Annotated in this window: 17 protein-coding genes and 1 pseudogene; 7 read left to right on the forward strand and 11 right to left on the reverse strand. The window is 70.9% G+C overall.

Translation table 11 applies throughout. From position 1 onward, the window contains the following. The first annotated feature begins 99 nt into the window (after window positions 1-99). The 4 genes from AC38ZX_RS05895 to AC38ZX_RS05910 all read left to right on the forward strand — a co-directional run bounded on the left by AC38ZX_RS05895 (window position 100) and on the right by AC38ZX_RS05910 (window position 4,090). Window positions 100-345 carry a ribbon-helix-helix domain-containing protein gene (locus AC38ZX_RS05895; RefSeq protein WP_491296680.1) on the forward strand — a complete coding sequence of 82 codons (246 nt, stop codon included), beginning with the start codon at window positions 100-102 and terminating at the stop codon, window positions 343-345. Beyond that, window positions 342-683, forward strand: a complete 342-nt coding sequence (locus AC38ZX_RS05900; protein ID WP_491296681.1) for a type II toxin-antitoxin system PemK/MazF family toxin — start codon at window positions 342-344, stop codon at window positions 681-683. The genes AC38ZX_RS05895 and AC38ZX_RS05900 overlap by 4 nt, the downstream gene beginning before the upstream one ends. Before the next feature lie 252 nt (window positions 684-935). Next, entirely contained in the window at window positions 936-1,997 is a 1,062-nt protein-coding gene (locus AC38ZX_RS05905) for a hemerythrin domain-containing protein (RefSeq protein ID WP_491296682.1), read from the forward strand. A 176-nt stretch (window positions 1,998-2,173) separates the two neighbouring features. Then, a complete protein-coding gene (locus AC38ZX_RS05910; protein WP_491296683.1) occupies window positions 2,174-4,090 on the forward strand; it encodes a M3 family metallopeptidase in 1,917 nt (638 codons plus the stop codon). A gap of 255 nt (window positions 4,091-4,345) precedes the next feature. Here AC38ZX_RS05910 and AC38ZX_RS05915 read toward each other — a convergent pair whose 3' ends face one another. The 9 genes from AC38ZX_RS05915 to AC38ZX_RS05955 form a co-directional block, all read right to left on the reverse strand. Further along, window positions 4,346-4,612, reverse strand: a complete 267-nt coding sequence (locus AC38ZX_RS05915) for a hypothetical protein (RefSeq protein WP_491296684.1) — start codon at window positions 4,610-4,612, stop codon at window positions 4,346-4,348. A 62-nt stretch (window positions 4,613-4,674) separates the two neighbouring features. Further along, window positions 4,675-5,013 carry a trypco2 family protein gene (locus AC38ZX_RS05920; RefSeq protein WP_426594946.1) on the reverse strand — a complete coding sequence of 113 codons (339 nt, stop codon included), beginning with the start codon at window positions 5,011-5,013 and terminating at the stop codon, window positions 4,675-4,677. Between the two features lie 17 nt (window positions 5,014-5,030). Beyond that, entirely contained in the window at window positions 5,031-5,522 is a 492-nt protein-coding gene (locus tag AC38ZX_RS05925) for a hypothetical protein (RefSeq protein ID WP_491296685.1), read from the reverse strand. After that, window positions 5,519-6,286: a WD40 repeat domain-containing protein gene (locus AC38ZX_RS05930; protein WP_491296686.1), complete on the reverse strand. Its 768-nt coding sequence runs from the start codon at window positions 6,284-6,286 to the stop codon at window positions 5,519-5,521. The genes AC38ZX_RS05925 and AC38ZX_RS05930 overlap by 4 nt, the downstream gene beginning before the upstream one ends. Continuing rightward, complete coding sequence (locus AC38ZX_RS05935; protein WP_491297312.1) at window positions 6,234-8,246, reverse strand: YncE family protein; 2,013 nt, start codon at window positions 8,244-8,246, stop codon at window positions 6,234-6,236. The genes AC38ZX_RS05930 and AC38ZX_RS05935 overlap by 53 nt, the downstream gene beginning before the upstream one ends. Next, entirely contained in the window at window positions 8,243-8,590 is a 348-nt protein-coding gene (locus tag AC38ZX_RS05940; protein WP_491296687.1) for an ATP-binding protein, read from the reverse strand. Before AC38ZX_RS05940 ends, AC38ZX_RS05935 begins: the two co-directional genes overlap by 4 nt. Continuing rightward, window positions 8,587-10,449, reverse strand: coding sequence for a CHAT domain-containing protein (locus AC38ZX_RS05945; RefSeq protein ID WP_491296688.1), 1,863 nt, complete (start codon window positions 10,447-10,449; stop codon window positions 8,587-8,589). Before AC38ZX_RS05945 ends, AC38ZX_RS05940 begins: the two co-directional genes overlap by 4 nt. A gap of 303 nt (window positions 10,450-10,752) precedes the next feature. Further along, window positions 10,753-12,162 carry a hypothetical protein gene (locus AC38ZX_RS05950; RefSeq protein WP_491296690.1) on the reverse strand — a complete coding sequence of 470 codons (1,410 nt, stop codon included), beginning with the start codon at window positions 12,160-12,162 and terminating at the stop codon, window positions 10,753-10,755. Window positions 12,163-12,228: 66 nt separating this feature from the next. Further along, window positions 12,229-12,594 carry a hypothetical protein gene (locus AC38ZX_RS05955; protein ID WP_491296691.1) on the reverse strand — a complete coding sequence of 122 codons (366 nt, stop codon included), beginning with the start codon at window positions 12,592-12,594 and terminating at the stop codon, window positions 12,229-12,231. A gap of 102 nt (window positions 12,595-12,696) precedes the next feature. On the opposite strand from AC38ZX_RS05955, the pseudogene AC38ZX_RS05960 reads away from it, so the two are divergent. Continuing rightward, window positions 12,697-12,879 (forward strand): annotated as a pseudogene (locus AC38ZX_RS05960) (VOC family protein); the annotation flags it as partial. 334 nt (window positions 12,880-13,213) lie between these two features. After that, window positions 13,214-13,600, forward strand: a complete 387-nt coding sequence (locus tag AC38ZX_RS05965; protein WP_491296693.1) for a VOC family protein — start codon at window positions 13,214-13,216, stop codon at window positions 13,598-13,600. 343 nt (window positions 13,601-13,943) lie between these two features. On the opposite strand, the gene AC38ZX_RS05970 is transcribed toward AC38ZX_RS05965, so the two are convergent. Then, window positions 13,944-14,105, reverse strand: coding sequence for a hypothetical protein (locus tag AC38ZX_RS05970; protein ID WP_491296694.1), 162 nt, complete (start codon window positions 14,103-14,105; stop codon window positions 13,944-13,946). 93 nt (window positions 14,106-14,198) lie between these two features. Between AC38ZX_RS05970 and AC38ZX_RS05975 the strand changes: the two genes are divergently transcribed. Continuing rightward, window positions 14,199-14,372, forward strand: a complete 174-nt coding sequence (locus tag AC38ZX_RS05975) for an N-acetyltransferase (protein WP_491296695.1) — start codon at window positions 14,199-14,201, stop codon at window positions 14,370-14,372. Window positions 14,373-15,359: 987 nt separating this feature from the next. On the opposite strand, the gene AC38ZX_RS05980 is transcribed toward AC38ZX_RS05975, so the two are convergent. After that, window positions 15,360-16,739, reverse strand: a complete 1,380-nt coding sequence (locus tag AC38ZX_RS05980) for a winged helix-turn-helix domain-containing protein (protein WP_491296696.1) — start codon at window positions 16,737-16,739, stop codon at window positions 15,360-15,362. Between the last annotated feature and the right edge of the window lie 69 nt (window positions 16,740-16,808).

Raw genomic sequence — 16,808 nt, forward strand, 5'->3', positions numbered from 1 at the left:
ACCACCCACAGCCCACTCGACCCACTGAGCAGTACGGGCAAGGCTGGAGTCGATCACGGATCACCGCCGCCGAAGGTATAACCGAGTTATACTCGGTCCGTGAAGACAGCGATCTCGATCCCCGACGAGACCTTCGAGAAGGCCTCCCAGAGAGCCCGTGATCTCGGGATGAGCCGCTCGGAGTTCTTCACTCGCGCGGCGGCGCGCTATCTCGACGAGCTCGACGCCGAGTCTGTGACCCGACAGATCGACTCCGCTGTGGACGCACTCGGCGTCGACGACTCAGCGTCGGACGCCGCCGCGGCTGGATGCCGCGTGCTCGATGCCGAGGCTGGGGACTGGTGATCGAACGAGGTGGGCTCTACTGGGCAGACCTCGGCGCACCGGTCGGATCTCGCCCGGCGAAACGGCGACCGGTGGTGGTCATCTCGGCAGACACCTACAACCGGAGCCGGCTCGCGACGGTCGTGGCGCTGATGCTCACCTCCAACACCGACCTCGCGACGATGCCCGGCAACGTATTCCTCCCGGCCGCCGCCACGGGACTGCCCCGCGACTCGATCGCGAACGTCACCGCCGTGGTCACCCTGAACAAGACCGATCTCACCGAGCAGGCCGGGCAGACCCCGCTCGCGCTGATGCGAGAGATCGACCGAGGACTGCGGGGTTCAGCGGGTCTCTAGCCGGGCCGCCGCCCCTCGGCCGCTGGCCGGTCACCGCTATGCGTTGCTTCGTCGTCGCGACGACGAAGTGCACGGTGAAGGCAGGCGCCGCTCGCCCCGATGCCGGAGATCGACCGCGGTCCACGAGGCTCGCTTGCGCCCCGTGTGCGCGCCCTTCCGGTGGGGTATTTGTGGCGATATCGTCCAGTTTGACAGGCCGCGGCGACTGACGCGGCCCGGACCACCCCATTGACGATGTCGTCGGAGGTTGTGATGGTCGACTTCTACGCCCCGGCGCCCGGCGAGACGGCGCCGCCGGTGCCGGACGGGCCCGCGCTGTGCAGCGGCAAGGAAATGCGGGTCCTGCACAACGCTTTCCTGTGGGCCTACGCGGAGGCGCCGGGGCTCGTGCGAGGCGCGGCGGCGGGGGACACACACCGCAGTGCCGTCGTCGGGCAGTGGCTCGCGGACCTCGACGCGACGCTGCACGTGCACCACCAGAGCGAAGACGAGCTGCTCTGGGACAAGCTCGAGCAGCGCGCGCCGTCATGCGCGCTGCACGTGGCACAGATGCGGGCGCACCACGCGCAGGTCCAGGAGCTGTTGCACGAGGCCAGCCCGCTCCTCGAGCGCTGGCAGGTGAGCGGCGACCCGAGCGACGGCGAGGACCTCGCCGTCGCCTACGAGCGGATGCTCGACGTCCTCAAGGTCCACCTACGGCGCGAGGTGCTCGAAGTGGTCCCCGTCGCTGAGAAGACCCTGACTCAGCGGGAGTGGAACGAGGTGGGCGAGCACAGCATCGGGGCGATCCCGAAGTCGCGGCTGATGCCGCAGCTCGGGATGCTGCTGGCGAACACCGAGCCGACCGCCCGCGCTGAGTTCTTCGAGGGCGTACCCAAGCCCGTGCAGCTGCTGTACCGGATCGTCGGTCGGCGGCAGTACGCCCGGCAGTACCGCGAGCTGTTCCCGGGCGGCCGGTTCCCGCGACAGTGTGACCCTCGTGATTGTCTGACCGGCGCGTACCGGCCACTACGTCGGCGTTCAACGCCAGCTCGCGGAGTCCTTGACCGGTCGGTTGCTCTCGTCGATGTAGTGGAACATGCCTGTTGGCCCATGCTGCGGTCATGCCCCCTGGGTCGGCGTCGGGAGCGAGCGGCGCATGAGGGCCTATTCCGAGGTGTCTTGGAGACCGTGGTTTACGAGTTAGGCAATTTGACCGTAGGCGGGACCGGATCACTACTCCGGGATTTCGTGCAGTGTCTCTCGCGATCGGAATTCGGTTTCCCGGAAACCATTTCGGAAGCCTCAGGCAGCGACGCACAGCACGCGCCTTGAGCTCCGGATCGATCCTCTTGGGCACGAGACCATCCTTCCTGGTCGGTGACTGAGAAGGGAGCGGATTCAAACCTGGGGCGCTTCAGTGGAGCTCGGCGATCGCGTGTTCAGCCGCTCGTCTGACGGGGAAGAAAATGGCTGCGTTGCCGGTGCACCGTGCTGTGTAGCGTCGAGTCATGACCGCCGACCTCACTCGCTTCCCCGCGTTCGCCGGGGACTGGCACGCCTTCCTCGCGGACGCCGTCGGCGCGTCTCTGGCCGCCGCGCGCAACCGTCTGGCGACGTTGAAGGATGGCTCGGAGCGGACCACGGCGCAGGTGCTGGGCGTGTGGAACCAGTGTGACGTCGCTCTCGGCCGGGCCTCGGCGGCAGCCCGTCTGATTGCGGAGGTGCACCCGGACCCTGAGGTGCGCGCGGCGGCCGAGACGGGGGCGCGGGCCGCCGAGGACCTCGCGACGGAGCGGGGGCTCGACCACGCGCTGTGGCGGGTGCTGGCGGGGACGAGCGCCGACGGCCTCGACACCGAGGCGGCCCGGCTGCGGGAGCACGTGCTGCGTGACTTCCGCCGTACGGGCGTCGACCGTCCAGAGCAGGAGCGGGACCTCCTGCGCTCGCTGGCCCAGCGGTGCACGGCGCTGGGCCTGGAGTTCTCCAGGAACATCCGCGAGGGCACGCGCAGCATCCGGGTCCGACCTGACAAGCTCGACGGTCTGCCTGACGACTTCCGCGCCGAGCACCCTGCGGCGGACGACGGCCTCGTCACCCTCACGACGGAGTACCCGGACCTGGTCCCGGTGCGGACGTACACGCATGACGCCGGGGTGCGAGGGGCGCTCACCGGTGAATGGCTGCGCATCGGCTGGCCGCAGAACGCCCCGGTCCTGGCGGAGCTGCTGCGGCTTCGGGCGGAGCGCGCCACGCTGCTCGGCTACACGGACTGGCCGACCTACGACGCCGAAGTCAAGATGATCGGCTCCGGCGAGGCCATCGCCGCGTTCGTGGAGCGGCTCGACGCGCTGACGGCGGAGCCCGCCCGCCGTGACGTCCGCGTCCTGCTGGCCCGGTTGCGGTTCGACGATCCCGACGCGGCCGTAGTGACGCCGGCGGACAACCTGTACTACGAGCGGGTCGTACGCCGCGAGCAGCACGGCGTCGACGCCCAGGAGGTTCGCCGGTACTTCCGATACGACGCGGTACGCACCGGCGTGATGGACACCGTCGCCCGGCTCCTCGATCTGACGTTCACGCCCGTCGACGCGCCGACCTGGCACCCGGACGTCGAGGTGTACGACGTAGCGTCGGACGCTGGCCGGATCGGCCGCGTGTACCTCGACATGCACCCGCGGCCGGGCAAGTTCAACCACGATGCCCAGTTCCCGCTGGTCCCGGGAGTAGCAGGCCGGCACCTGGCAGAGGGTGTGCTGGTCTGCAACCTGCCGGCCGGCACACTGGAGCACGAGGACGTGCTGACGTTCTTCCACGAGTTCGGTCACCTGGTGCACGAGATCGTCGGCGGCGGCCAGCGCTGGGCGGCGTTCGCGGGCGTCGCGACCGAATGGGACTTCATCGAGGCGCCCAGCCAGCTGCTCGAGGAGTGGGCCTGGGACCCCGACGTGCTGCGCGCGTTCGCGACGGACGTCGACGGCACGCCCATCCCGGCGGACCTGGTGGCCAGGATGCGCGCCGCCGACGCGTTCGGGCGCGGCGCGTGGGCGCGACGCCAGCTCAACTTCACCGCGCTCTCGTACGGGCTGCACGCTGCCCCGCCGGAGGACCTCGACGCGTACACCGCCGAGATCGACGCCCGCTTCGGCCCGTACACGCCGTTGCCGGACACGCACATGTCGAGCGGTTTCGGGCACCTGCCGGAGTACGGGTCGGCGTACTACACCTACCTCTGGAGCCTGGTCATCGCGAAGGACCTGCGCACGGCGTTCGGCGAGGACCTGATGGACCCCGAGATGGGCCGCCGGTACCGGGACGCCATCCTCGCGCCGGGCGGCACTGCCGACGCCGCCGACCTGGTCGAGCGGTTCCTGGGCAGGCCGACGACGTTCGACGCGTTCGAGCAGTGGCTGACGACGCCCGCGTGACCTTCACGGAAGGCTCACTGGTCAGATCCCCACTTCGCCCACCATGTCCGCCGCCGCCGCTTCGGTTCCCGGTACCTGCCGCCACAGTGACTGCGCTCTGATCTGGGGGGCGGCTCGAGCTGGCTCAGGTGGGAACAACCTCGTTGGAGGCCACCCCCCGCCCGTCCGCCGAGCTGTAGCGCATCGACCGGTGTAGGTGACATTCGCCTGCTCGGCCACGAGGACTGCCCGCGAGCCGTGCGGCGGCGCCGGAGGTCAGGTGCTGGTGGTCAGCTTCTTGGCTATCTGCTGCCGGGTCGCGGTCACCGCCCGGCGGACGTCCGTCACCACCAGAACCGCAGCGGCCAGCAGAAGGCCTTGCACCTGCTGCTCGGCCGCACCGTCCACCCGCAATGGCGCGCCACAGGCCGCCACCACGGCCAGGGAGAGAGCGACGGTCAGCCGGGCGATCGCGTGCCAGTCCAAACGCTGCGGCGCCGGCGGCGGTTCTTGCCGAGCAAGGTCGGCCCATGCCCAGCGCACGCCGCGACGTAGCCGGGCTCATGGAGGCCGCTGGCCACGCGTTCGAGGCGGGCCGGTGCGTTCTACTCGTTCGGCGGCGGAGGTGGCCCGAACGAGACGGCCGAGCGCGCCACGCCGTCGGCGCCGGTCCGTTGCGCCACTTTCAAGTCGACGGTGAGCTCGGTCGTCGTCGACTTCGAGGCGCCGCCGCCGAGCTCCGCTCCGACGCCCATGACGCCGAACGACAGCCCGCCCTTGGCGTCGCGGGCCACGGTGACGGTCAGGGTCGCGGTCGCGGTCGTGACCTCGACGATCGGCGTTCGCGCGGCCCCGTCCCCCAAGGAGGCGACCGCGCGCAGCTCCTCGCCGAGCCGCCAGAGCACCTCGGCGAGCGGATAGTCCGGTCGGTCGGTCGGGGGCATGGGGACTCCTTCGGGGATCACCGGCCGCAGAGCTTGCCGAGCAACCGCTCGCACTCGCCGTCGGTGAGGGTGTGGGTGGGACGGTCGCGGACGATCGCGCGGAGCGAGCCGTCCGAGAGCGGGACGGCGACCGGGGCCGCACGCCAGCGCACGGCCATGACGAGCAGGTCCGGCCCGGTGGCGAGGTGCGCGACGGGTCCAGGCTCCAGTCGCAGCGGGTCGAGGGTGCGCTCCTGCACGTCGTAGATGCGGACCGCGCCGTCGATGTTCCGGACGACGAGCTTGTCGCCGCCGGGGAGGAACGCGATCTCCTGCGCCTTGGTCCCTGGGGGAACAGGGAGCGGTCTGCCCTGCTCGACACCGTCGGCGAAGAGTTGCACGTCGTCCCGGTAGCCCAGGACCGCGACGTTTCCGGTGACGGGGTCGACTGCCGAGTCCAGGACGTCGCCCGTGGTGGGCAGCTCGGAGACTTTCGGGCAGTCCGATGTGCTCAGGTCGTACTCGGTCACCGACTGTCGGCTCGAGACGACGAGCGTGTCGTTGTCCGTGTAGTCGAGTCCGACGACGCCTCCCGCTTCTGAGCATCGATGGTGCACCCGTCCGAATCCGGGTACAGCACCTCGACCCAGTTTCCGTCTGACACGGCGAGGCCGCTCCCGTCGCCCGCTGCGGCGAGGACGGTGATCGTGTCCATCCCCTCCAGGGGGATCGAGGCGGTGGCCTCCTTGCTGCTGCCGTCGACGCGCCAGGCGTCGATCGTGGCCGCGGTGGTGCCGTTGTCGTCCGTCGAGGCGCGGGCGACGACGACCGTGCCCTTGTCGTAGAAGACGACGTTTCCCGTGCTCGGGCCGGTCGGGAGCGACGCGGTCATGTGCCCGTCCGGGCTCCAGATGGTCGTCCCACCGTCGGTGTTGACCGCAACCACGTGCCCGGGCGTCGTCGCGACGCTGCGCACGGGGTGCGTCATGTGACCCTCCGAGCGCCAGTCGTGGATCACGGTGCGCCCCGAGGAGTCGATGGTGACGAGTCGGTTCTGCCCGTCGGGGAGGAACCACAGCGCGTTCGTCTGGCTCCGGTCGGCGAGATCGAACTCGCCTTGAAGGGTCCGGGTCGCGATGTCGTACACCTCGACCGTGCCGTCGAGCCGCGTCACCGCGAGGAGGGCGCCGTCGGCACTGAGCGCGGCGAGCGTCCCGCCGACGGCCTGGTCCCACACGAGCTCACGGGTCAGCGTGTCCCAGACGTAGAAGTGGCCGCTGCCGTCGGCAGCCAAGGCCTTGGTGCCGTCGCGAGAGGTCTCGACGATGAACCCGTTGGCGTCGGCAGCGGGGAGGGAAGCTGGCGAGCGTGCTGCTGCCGAGCCGTCCGAGCGTGACGCCCGATCTCGTGCCCACCACCCACAGGTCGCCGTCCCATGACCACGCATTGACGTAGGCGTCCTTCTCGTCGGTGGCGTAGGGCTCACCGATCGGCGTGCCGTCGGTGGCGAACGTGGCGATCTGCTGGGAGGACCCGCCGTCCTTGTCGATGTGCCACACCACGAGGCCGAGACTCGTGCCGTCGGGTGCCACGACGAGCGAGTACGGGAAGTCGTCGACTCCCAGCGCCATGGCGTCGGTGCTGAACTTCCGAGGAGCCTCGCCCGCGTCGCGGTCCCACCACCAGACGGCGCCGCCGGCGTCGATCCAGGCAACCTGGCCGTCGTCGGAGACACCGAGGGAGGAGGGGATGTCGCCGACGTCGGTGGCGTCGAGCGTGGCGCCCGTCGACGTGTCCAGCACCAGGATCTGCGGACCCGGACCGGCTGCCGCCTTCGGGGCACCGGCGGGCGGGGCGACGGAGATGACGGTCCATCGACCGTCTCGGCTCGTCGCGAGGTTCGAGGTCGTGAGGCCCTTGGGACCCAGCACCTCGCCGGCGACCGGACCGGCGATGACGGCCGCGCCGATGAGGTTGCGCACCTGTGGCGTGAGCGCACCGTGGTCGGGCATGACGTCGGCGGCGATCATGAGAGCGGCCTCCGGGTCCGCATCGACCATCCGTCCTCCCGCGGCCACGACGGCGGTGGTGGCCGCAGCACGCCGTTGGTTCGAGGCGGTCACGCCGAAGACGACTGCCGTCGCCCCGCCGACCACGGCGACGAGCAGCCCGACCAGGGCGACGACCAGTGCTCGGCGGGTGTTGCGGACCGAACGTCTCTCCCGCTCACGGGCCGCGTGCACCTCGACGCTCCGGGCGACGAACGCCTGCTCGACGGGGTTGTGCCGGGCTCGGCCCTCGGCGACGGCGAGTTCCTCCGCGGCCAGGGCGTCACCTGCCATGAGGAGCCCGTCGGGCCTGCGCTGGTCGTCCCAGAGCTGTGCGTCGCGTTCGAAGTCGGTGAGGTTCTCGTCGGCCCAGAGCGCGTTGTCCGCCGCCACGGGCTCGACCAGACGGTCGTGCGAGGCCTCGTACCAGGTGGCGCCGTGGCGATCCTCCGCCCTGAGCAGGTGGGTGGCGACGAGCCTGGCCAGCACGTCGGGTCCGCCTGGGCCGGTGATCACCTGGCTACGCAGGCCGTTCGGCATCACGAGCTCGTGCTGGAACCAGTCCCGCAGAGTGCGCTCGGGCACGCCGGTCTCCTCGGCGACCTTGGCCATGGACGCCCGGAAGTAGGTCCGCAGAGCGAAGTCGACGTCGCCGAGCGACTCGACGTCACCGACCCCGATGCGCGTCTGCCCGGGTGCCAGGCCCTCCCACAGGCGGTGGCAGGCGACCTGGAGCTGCACCGGTTCGATGTACGGGCCCTCCGTCGAACGGACCTCGTCGCCCACCAGCACCTTCACCCGGCGCAGGTCGTCCACGAGCCGAGTGACCGCGTCGTCGTCGATCTGCACGCCCGCGGCTTCGATGGGTCTGACGATCGCCTGCCGCGCACTGTCGGGCTGCAGCAGGTCGAGGCGGTACTGCGCCTGGAAGTGCGTGGGGATCAGGCGCAGGTACGGGTCGAGGCTCGCGAGGTAGTCCTCGCGCATGACGAACAGAGCCCAGAGCCCCCGGTCCGCGAGAGCCTCGCCGAGCTCGACGAAGAACTCCCGTTTGGCGTCCAGGCCGATCGGGTCGACGCGCAGCACCTCCTCGAAGTGGTCGACGATGAGGACCTCGTTCCCGGGCTGGTCGTCGAGGTCGGTGCGGGTCCTGAGGTACCGGTGCAGGGTCAGGGACGAGAGCTCGTCCTGCGAGCTGCTCGTCAGCCGGGCGGCGTTGCTCGAGGGCTCATGATGCTCAGCGAGAAGCGGTTTCGGGGGATGGCGCCGGGCCGGTCGGGCTCGTGGCGGAGACTCGCGACCGGCAGCACCTCGAAGTCGTCCTCGACGAGCGCGGGGCGTAGGCCGGCGTTGACGAGCGAGGTCTTCCCGGCGCCCGACGGGGAGTACAGCAGCACGATGCGCTCGGCGACAAGCAGGTTCAGGAGGCTGGCCGTCTCGCGGCTGCGGCCGTAGATGGGGGTGCCGAGCGGTATGGCTTGCGGGCCGACGAATGGGTTGGCCTGTGCGTCGCGGCCCGTCCGCTCGGCGAGGGGCGCACTGGTCGTCATGGCGTGTCCTGGTTCGCCCTGTGGTCCCAGCGGCGGCCGATGTCGCGCAGGAAGTCGTCGGAGCTGCCCCAGAAGACGGTCATCTTGCTCTCGGCGAGGTACTTCTCGAGGTACATCCGGGCCTTCTGGGCCTGCGTCGCGTCGCCTTCCTCCGGGTCGATCTGGACGGAGACGTTCGTGTACCTGCCCCGTCGCTTGGCTCCGGGGAAGTGCCCGATGCTGCGGAACAGCACCCGGAAATCCCACTCGTCGGGTCGGAAGCCCAGCAGGAGCAGCCCGGAGTTCGTCAGGTTGGCCCTCACGATCTCGGGGATCCGGACCGCCTTCGCGTCAGCGCTGATGCCGATGAGGAAGTCGAAGTAGTCGTCCTCGGTGAGGACCACGGACTCGGGCACGCTCAGGTGCCCGAACAGGTGGAACACGAGCGGGCGCGCGGGAGACGGCACGTAGTCGGGCTCACGCTCGAAGATGGACTGCGGCCAGTCGATCGGGTCGTCCTCCGTACCGTCGCGCCAGCGACAGAGCTCGACGACCGGCTCGCGTCCCGCGTCGCGCAGGGCGTGGCCGAGGAGATCGGACATCTGTGTCGTGACATAGACGGGGAACGGCACGCGGGCGAGCGCGTCGATCGGGTCGTCGCCGTTCTTCTCGTGCCTGGCTGCCCACGCGGCACTGATCTGGTCGTTGACCCGGCGCGCCAGGTCCAGCTCGTCGAGCTCGGCGAGCTTCCTGCTCGCAAGGGCTGCAGGCAGCTGCGGACCGTAGCGGTCGACGATCGAGAGGCTCAGCCACTTCAGCAGCGTGCGACGGGGAAAGTTCGGGTTGTGCACCACGGAGAGGTACTGCGTGACATGCGGCATCTCCTCGGCGCGGTGCGGCGCGAGGGGAAAGCGGTACGTCCGGGACAACGCACCGGCCATGTCTCTGCGCAGCCCGAGCAGCGAGTCGGTGAGACCGGGCCCCAGCAGCGGGGTGCACTTCTTCTGCTCGATCTGGTCGAGCAGGGACTCCCACTGCAAGAACGGACCCTTCTCGCTCTCGCCGTGCGAGTACCACAGACGCCCGCTGGTGATCCGCATGAACAATGTGGGAACCCACCAGTCGGCTCGGTCGCGGACCCCGCTCCGCGCGACCGCCATCGCCCTGTCGATCTGGCCGTCCTCCCGCAACGCCTTGAAGAAGACGGGGAGGAACGTCTGCACGGTCGCCAGCGACACGTCGCCCTGCATGGCGAGCACGGCCGGCACTCCCGCCTGGGCGAGCTGGGGTCCGAGGGAGGCCAGGACGCCACCGTCGTCGGAGTGCGACTGCCCTCCGCTCCCGGCGCTCTGGCACGAAGCGAGGACGACGAGGCGCGGCGGCTGAGGGAGGTCGCGGATCCGCTCGACGAGGTCGGAGGCGTTGATGCTGTCCGCCGTGCCGTCGTCCTGCTCGAGCAGCAGGCGCGCCGAGCCGCCCGAACGGTAGCCGTGGCACACCAGGTAGAGCACGTCGACGCCGCCACCGAGGTGTTCGAACAGCTCGGAGACGGTGGGTGCGCCGTCGCCGGGGAGGCTGGTGACGGCGATCTGGTCCATCGCGGTGCGGGCACGGGCGACCTCGGCCTCGACGTCGACGCGTGCGAGCGTGCGCCCGACGTCCCACTCAGACAGGTCGTGCGGATCCGAGACGACGACCAGGGCCCGCAGCCCCGTCCATGACGCCGCGCCGACGCTGCGCCGCCAGTCGTAGCTGTTGAGGTAGCGCGAGAAGAGCACGTTCTGGTCGACCGTCAGGCGCGATCCGTCCGCCGGGTCTGCGAGCGTCTCCCACCTCAGGGAGTGCAGCCCCGGGGCGCTCTGACCGATGAACAGCCGCACCCGCAGCTGGCGGCGGTGGTCGAGCGCCGCCGCGTACGCCTGGCTGTAGGCGTCCCGGACGGCCCCGGCACCGAAGACCGCCCCGCCAAGGACGCGGCCGTACTCGTCAGGCCGGTCCTCGAGTCACGGCTTTGCCCAGGTCGAGGTCGGTGATGACCGCACGGTCCTGCAGCAGGACCTCGGCGTCCGGCCCGGGCTGGTCGAAGCGAAGCTCGACAGCCCACGTCGCCTCGTCCCGGTGGTGCAGCCCGATCTCAGCCGGCGTACTCGGTGGCCATCAGGTCCTCCGCAGGGGGTACTCGCCTACCTACGAGAGAGATCCGCTGGGTGCGTCCTGATACGTGGAGGGGTTGAGGTGTACCGCCGGGTCCCCATGCAGAGCGTAGTCCCGGGCGTCATTCGTGGCGGTCCACGCGTTGGCGAGCGCCTCGTCGCTGATCCGGCGGCCTTCGCGCTTGGACTCGAGGAGCTCGCCGAGCTCGGCGGCAGCTCGGCGTACCGCAGATGGAGGTGGTCGAGCGCGTGGCCGACGGGCTGCCCGGCGCAGATCGCGAGCAGGCTGCTCGCGACCGCCTCGATCTGCGATCCTGCGCCGGGCCAGTGGAACGACCAGCCCCAGGCCTTGTCGATGTGGCCGACGACGGCGAGCGCGGGGCCGCTCGGCAGTGACAGCATGCGTCGCGCGAGCGCCGCGCTGAAGGCGGGATCGTCCCCCGCGGCGGGGGAACCTGCCCCGTAGCACGCGATGTTGAACGCGACCATGCCGGTCATCCTGTCCTGCGACCCGAGATCGTCCGCCGCGACGTAGTCGTCCCGCTCGACGGGTACCCGGGCCAGCGGGCCGGGCCAGCCCTGGCAGAGGAGGGCGCCCTGGTGGTCCGTGCGGCGACGGTCGCCGGGCGGGAAGCCGACGCCGTGTGTGGCCGTGACCAGCAGGCTCGACGCCTGCGGTGCGGTGAGCAACCCGCGCAGCACGGTCGCGGTCGCGGCGTCACCCTCGTGGGCGACGACCTCCCAACCGGCGAGGTCGGTGGTGAACCGCCGGCCGAGGGGCTCGACGAGCGCATCGGTGCTGAGCTCGGTCGCGGCGTCGTCCGGATGACGCGGCGCGAACAGGTGCACGACCGAGCGGGTCGGCGCGACGGCGGTCTCCGCTTCGACCACCGCGCGGGCGTACCGCGCGTACGACTCGGGGGTCGGCAGGTCGAGCCGTCCGACGGCGTACATGACCGAGAGCTGCTGCTGAAGGCGGAACGGGATCGACGTGGGGCTCCCGACGAGGAGGAGGTAGTACGGCACGAGATCGGGGTTGGCCGGACCGGGACCGACGCCGTGCCGTGCCAGCAGCTCCCCCTTGGACTCGCCGGGCAGCAGGTGCAGCTCGCGGTAACGGCGCTCGTAGGTCGCCGTGGCCTGCTCGCGACGCAGCTCGAGCAACGGGCACAGCGCCTCCGTGACGGCGGGGTCCAGCCCGGGGGCGAGGACGACGCCCCAGCCGGCCTGGGCAAGGTCGAGCGGGTCGATGCCGTACCGGACTCCGAGCACTGCCTCGTGGGCGTCGCGGACCCTCGCACGTGCCTGGGCCGCGTCGACCGAGGAGGTCGACGTGCCCAGCGCCAGGGATGCGACCTCGGCCACCGACAAGGGTTCGGTCAGGTAGCCGCCCGAGGTGGCGTCGACGCCGTTGACCGCGATGGTGCCGCCATCTGTCATGTGACTCCGCCAGGGCCGTCCCGCTCGTCGGTTGCACACGAGCGTTCCACCGATGGAGTTGTGGGGCTAGGTCTCGCCCCACCGGGCACGGATGTCGACGGACCAGGCGATGCTCGACGCGATCACCCGCGCGGCCGCGTTCATCCGCAGCGGGCGCATGGACATCGTCGCGACCAGCTCCCCTGCCCGCGCGTTCCACGGCGCCGGATGACTATCCGGAAGGAGATCGTCCGGAATGGGCTCTACAGTGCCCGGCATGGCACAGATCGGAACGGACTGGCGGGTGCTCGACGGCGTCGCCACGGCATGGTTCGACGCGCCCTCGATGACCGAGGGGGCGGCGCTCGCCGGGCGCGGCGTGGGCTGTCGGCCGAGATCCTGGTCGACCTGCGCGCGACGGGCCTGCGGGTGCATCTCGACTCCGACGAGCACGCTGAGGCCGTCTCGGCGGCCGCGCGCGATCTCGGGCTGGCACCGAACGCTGACGTGCTGCAGCAGCTGAGCGTCGTCTTCGAATCCGTGGACCCGTCGGTGGTGAGCCCGTTCTGGCAGCGCGCGCTCGACTACGCGCCCGGGCAGGACGGCGGTCTGACCGATCCGTTGCGGCGCGACCCCAAGGTACGGATCCGCCAGTCGAGCGAGCCGCGGCCGTTGCGCCACCGCATCCACCTCGACGTGGTGCGGCCGGCCGCGGCGGTCGAGGAGGCGAGCCTCGGCGAGGCGTTCGGACCTTTCGGGGTCTGTCACACCGACCCGGACGGCAACGAGGTCGACCTGGTGCCGGGTGACGCGCTCGGCGAGGGGGTCGAGACCGCCGACTGGCAGGCGGTGTTCAGCGCGATGGCGTGCTACCGCATCACGTCGCCGACCCAGCAGGGTGATCTGGCCGCGGCAGTTGCGGCACTGTCGGACGACATGGGCTTCCCGCTGCTGGTCGACCTGCGCCCCGGGCTCGTGATCATCGACAGCGGCAAGGACCAGTGGGAGGACGACGTCCACGGCCTCGAGGTCGACTTCACCGAGCTCGCCGCGCAGATCCAGACCGCCGCCCGTGAAGCTCGGGGCCACCGCGGACCCGAGACTGCCGCGGTTCGTTCAGCTCTTCCTCGACGCTGCCGACGTCGCCGCGGTCGGCGCGTTCTGGGTCGCCGCACTCGGATACATCCCCGACCCACGAAGCGGGGCCAGCGACATCTACGATCCGCGGCGCCTGAACCCGGTGCTGCTCTTCCAAGAGATTGACGCATCGGAGACGGAGCGGCGCCGGCAGCGCAACCGCATCCATGTCGAGCTCGCTGTGCCGTCGGACCTCGCGCGCACGCGCCTTGCGACGACAATTGCGGCCGGTGGACGGCTCCTCGACGAGGACGAGTCCGCGGATCGCTGGCGCATCGCCGACCCCGAAGGCAACGAACTCGTGATCGTCAGTGGGGCATGAGTGCCACGTTCGGCCGAGCTTCGACACTCGGCTGCTTCGCCCGCAGCGTGGTTAGACCTACCGTGGGCGTGGGTCAGCGTCATGGTGGGAGGGGCACGGTGAGGATGAAGCACACAGCCCGATCGCTGCCGGAGTCTCGCGTGGCGACGAGACGTCCGGGGCCGGCGATGAACGATGCCGGGCATCCGCGGATCGCGACGGCCGCGGACCGTCGTCGGGTGACCGACATCATGGTGGATGCGTTCTTCGACGACCCCACCTGGGGTTGGGCGTTCCCTGACCCAGCTCGCCGGCGAGATCAGCACCGCGCCATGTGGAGCCTCTTCATCGAGGGAGCGGCCCGCTACCCCTGGACGTGGCTCGCCGACGGCGGCACGGCGGCGGCGGTCTGGATCCCGCCCGGCGGCACCGAGAGCACGCCCGAACAGGGCGCGAGCATCGAGGCACTGGTGGGCAACCTGCCCGAACCCGACCGAGCTCGCGTGAGCGCCGCTTTCGCGCTCATCGAGGACGCCCACGGCGACCTGACCGAGCCGCACTACTACCGAGCTTCCTCGGCACCGACCCCCAGAGCCGCGGGCACGGGTTCGGACTGGGGTTGCTCGCAGACAACCTGCGGCTCATCGACGAGGAACGCATGCCCGCGTACCTCGAGTCGAGCAACCCTGCGAACGTCGCGCTCTACCGGCGCCACGGGTTCGAGGTCGTCACCCGGTTCGTCGTCGAGCCGGGCGGCCCGGAGGTCACCACGATGTGGCGCGACAGCGTCTGATTCCGACCGGCGTCGACGACGACCGAACGCCGACGAGGGCGCGAGCAGCGTGAACCTCGCCGACAGCACCACCACGAGCCGACAGGCCCCTCGGACTTGCCGACGTCGAACGGCCCGTTGACCACGTCAACGGATCGGCTCACGATCCGCCGGAGGCGTCGGACTAGCGGCAGCGAACCCGCAGATGGGGCGTTCGCGTGCGTCCGATTTGCGCCACCTCCCACCATGCGGTCTTCGTACGATGCGCCTGGGGGTGCCGAGAGCCCGAGCGGGATCGATCGAGTGAAGCGGTGTTCACCAGCTGTTCGACCCCTCGAGCAGCTCCCAGCGCGCCACAGCCTCGCTGCGCGACGACACACCGAGCTTTCCGGTACGTCGAGATCGCCTGGGTCTTCACCGTGTTGCGGGAGACACCGAGGCGCTCGGCGATCAGCGGGAAGCTTCAGATGCGTGGCGAGGAGCGGCAGCAGTCGGACCTCGGCGGGCGTGAGCGTCTGGGGTCGTCCCTGGGACGCCGCCTCCTGCACGGCCACGATCGCCGTCGCCACCCGTGAGGGTAGGTCGCCCAGGCCCGGCCGCCGGTGCATGATCTCCTGCGCCTGCCGGACCGCCGCCGCGGCCGAGTGGAGGTCGCCCACACCGAGGGACGCCTGCGCCGTCACGAGGAGTGCCTGGGTCGACACCACCGGGAGCGCGTAGGTGAGCAGGGGCCGCAGGGCGAGTGCGCGCTGCAGGTGCGCCGCGGCCTCCGGTCGAAGTCCGAGGTGCACGGCTGTGCGGGCCGCCCAGGCGTACACGAGCGCGCTGGTCCAGTAGGACGAGTACCCGCCGGCGGTCACGATAGAGGTGGCATGTCGGACGGCGGTCGTGGCCGAGGTCCAGTCACCGCGCTCCACCGCCACTGCCGCACGCTCGCAGAGGATCATCGCCACGAGCGGATGGACGGCGGCGAGCTCCGCGGCCTCGAGGGCCTCGACGAACAGGTCGTCAGCGCGCTCGCTCCCCCTCGAGCAGGTACGAGAGGGCCTCCGTGTGGAGCATGGTCGCGCGGTACGGGCTGGCGGGCGACAAACCCGCCCAGGCGGTACGCGCGTCCGACCGCATCTGGGCAGTCCCTCCACGCGCCTCGATCGCCTCCAGGTAGGCCAGCGTTCCCTCGATGGTGCTCCCGTCGGACAGCGTTCCGGACCGGTCGCTCGCCCTGGCCATCGCGGACCACCGCTCCGCTCGTGCGGGCTCACCCACGAGACCGAAGATGAGGGAGGCGTGCGCGGCGATGGCCGGGAAGACGGGGACGCCCTCGGCCTCCTCGAGCCAGGACATCCACTGCTGGACGGTGTGGACGCGACCATCGGTCCAGGTCTGCTGGGCCCGGTCCAGGACGAGGCGCGCAACCTCCTCGGCGTCCCCGGCCAGGTGGGCGTGCGCGACGGCCGGTTCCAGCTCGCCCGCGTCGATGAACCAACGAGCCGCGCGCCGGTGGAGCTCGGGGACCAGGGCCGGCTCCTTGCGGTGCAGCTCCGCGCTCAGCAGGTCATGCAGGAGCGGGTGGCACCGGTAGCGCTCGCCGTCCCGACCGACGGGCTCGAGCACGCCGTGCGCCGCCAGGTGCTCCAGTGCCGCTCCGGAGGACCGCGCCCGCAGGACGGCGTCGCACACAGGGCCGGCGAGCTCGTCGAGGATCGCGCAGCGCACCAGCAGAGCCGTCTCGCGTGCGCCCAGACCGGCGAGCACCTCGGTGCGCAGGTACTCGCGCATGAAACGGTCGTCACCCGTGAACATCAGGGCGGCGTCGGAGTCCCGAGCACCCGCCCGGACGGCCATGCCGGCGAGCGCCACGGCGGCAGGCCAGCCTTCCGTGCGCTCGTGGATCTCATCCGTCTCGGTGGGGGAGAGGCTCGCCCCCGAGCGAGCGAGCACCTCGACCTGCTCCGTGCGGTCCAGGGACAGCTCGGCCACGCCGATCTCCAGGAGATCGCCGGCGGCGCGGAGCCGGGCGAGCGGCAGCCGCGGTCGGGCGCGCGTCGCCAGGCCCACACGCCACGCCTGGGGCAGCCTGTCGACGACGTCGGTGAGGACGTTGAGGCTCCCCGCGCCCGTGATCGCGTGCACGTCGTCGACGAGGAGCACGCGCGGCGGGCCGTCGACGACAGTGGACACCAGTCCGGAGACAGTCACGATCCCCGACGCTCTGCCGGCGGCACGGCTGAGGGCGGAGAGCAGGGTGGCGGGGTCGTTGTCGGCGTCCGTGCAGGTGTGCCACACCGTGGCATCACCCAGCCGGTCGGCCCACTGGCGCAGGACTGCGGACTTGCCGTACCCGGGACCGGCGACGAGCAGGACGACCCGGGCGGGCGAGGCCGCCACCGTGTCGAGCAACCCGCTGCGGGAGACCAGCGCGATCCCCGTCGGCCGCCGGTCGGGTGAGACCGGATC

This window comes from Cellulomonas sp. McL0606 (assembly GCF_058248365.1).

What these genes read in the sequence shown, in the direction of transcription:
- AC38ZX_RS05905 (WP_491296682.1), top strand. Translation starts at nt 936, where the DNA reads ATGGTCGACTTCTACGCCCCGGCGCCCGGCGAGACGGCGCCGCCGGTG.
- AC38ZX_RS05910 (WP_491296683.1), top strand. Translation starts at nt 2,174, where the DNA reads ATGACCGCCGACCTCACTCGCTTCCCCGCGTTCGCCGGGGACTGGCAC.
- AC38ZX_RS05920 (WP_426594946.1), bottom strand. Translation starts at nt 5,013, where the DNA reads ATGCCCCCGACCGACCGACCGGACTATCCGCTCGCCGAGGTGCTCTGG.
- AC38ZX_RS05940 (WP_491296687.1), bottom strand. Translation starts at nt 8,590, where the DNA reads ATGACGACCAGTGCGCCCCTCGCCGAGCGGACGGGCCGCGACGCACAG.
- AC38ZX_RS05950 (WP_491296690.1), bottom strand. Translation starts at nt 12,162, where the DNA reads ATGACAGATGGCGGCACCATCGCGGTCAACGGCGTCGACGCCACCTCG.
- AC38ZX_RS05970 (WP_491296694.1), bottom strand. Translation starts at nt 14,105, where the DNA reads ATGAGCGCGAAAGCGGCGCTCACGCGAGCTCGGTCGGGTTCGGGCAGG.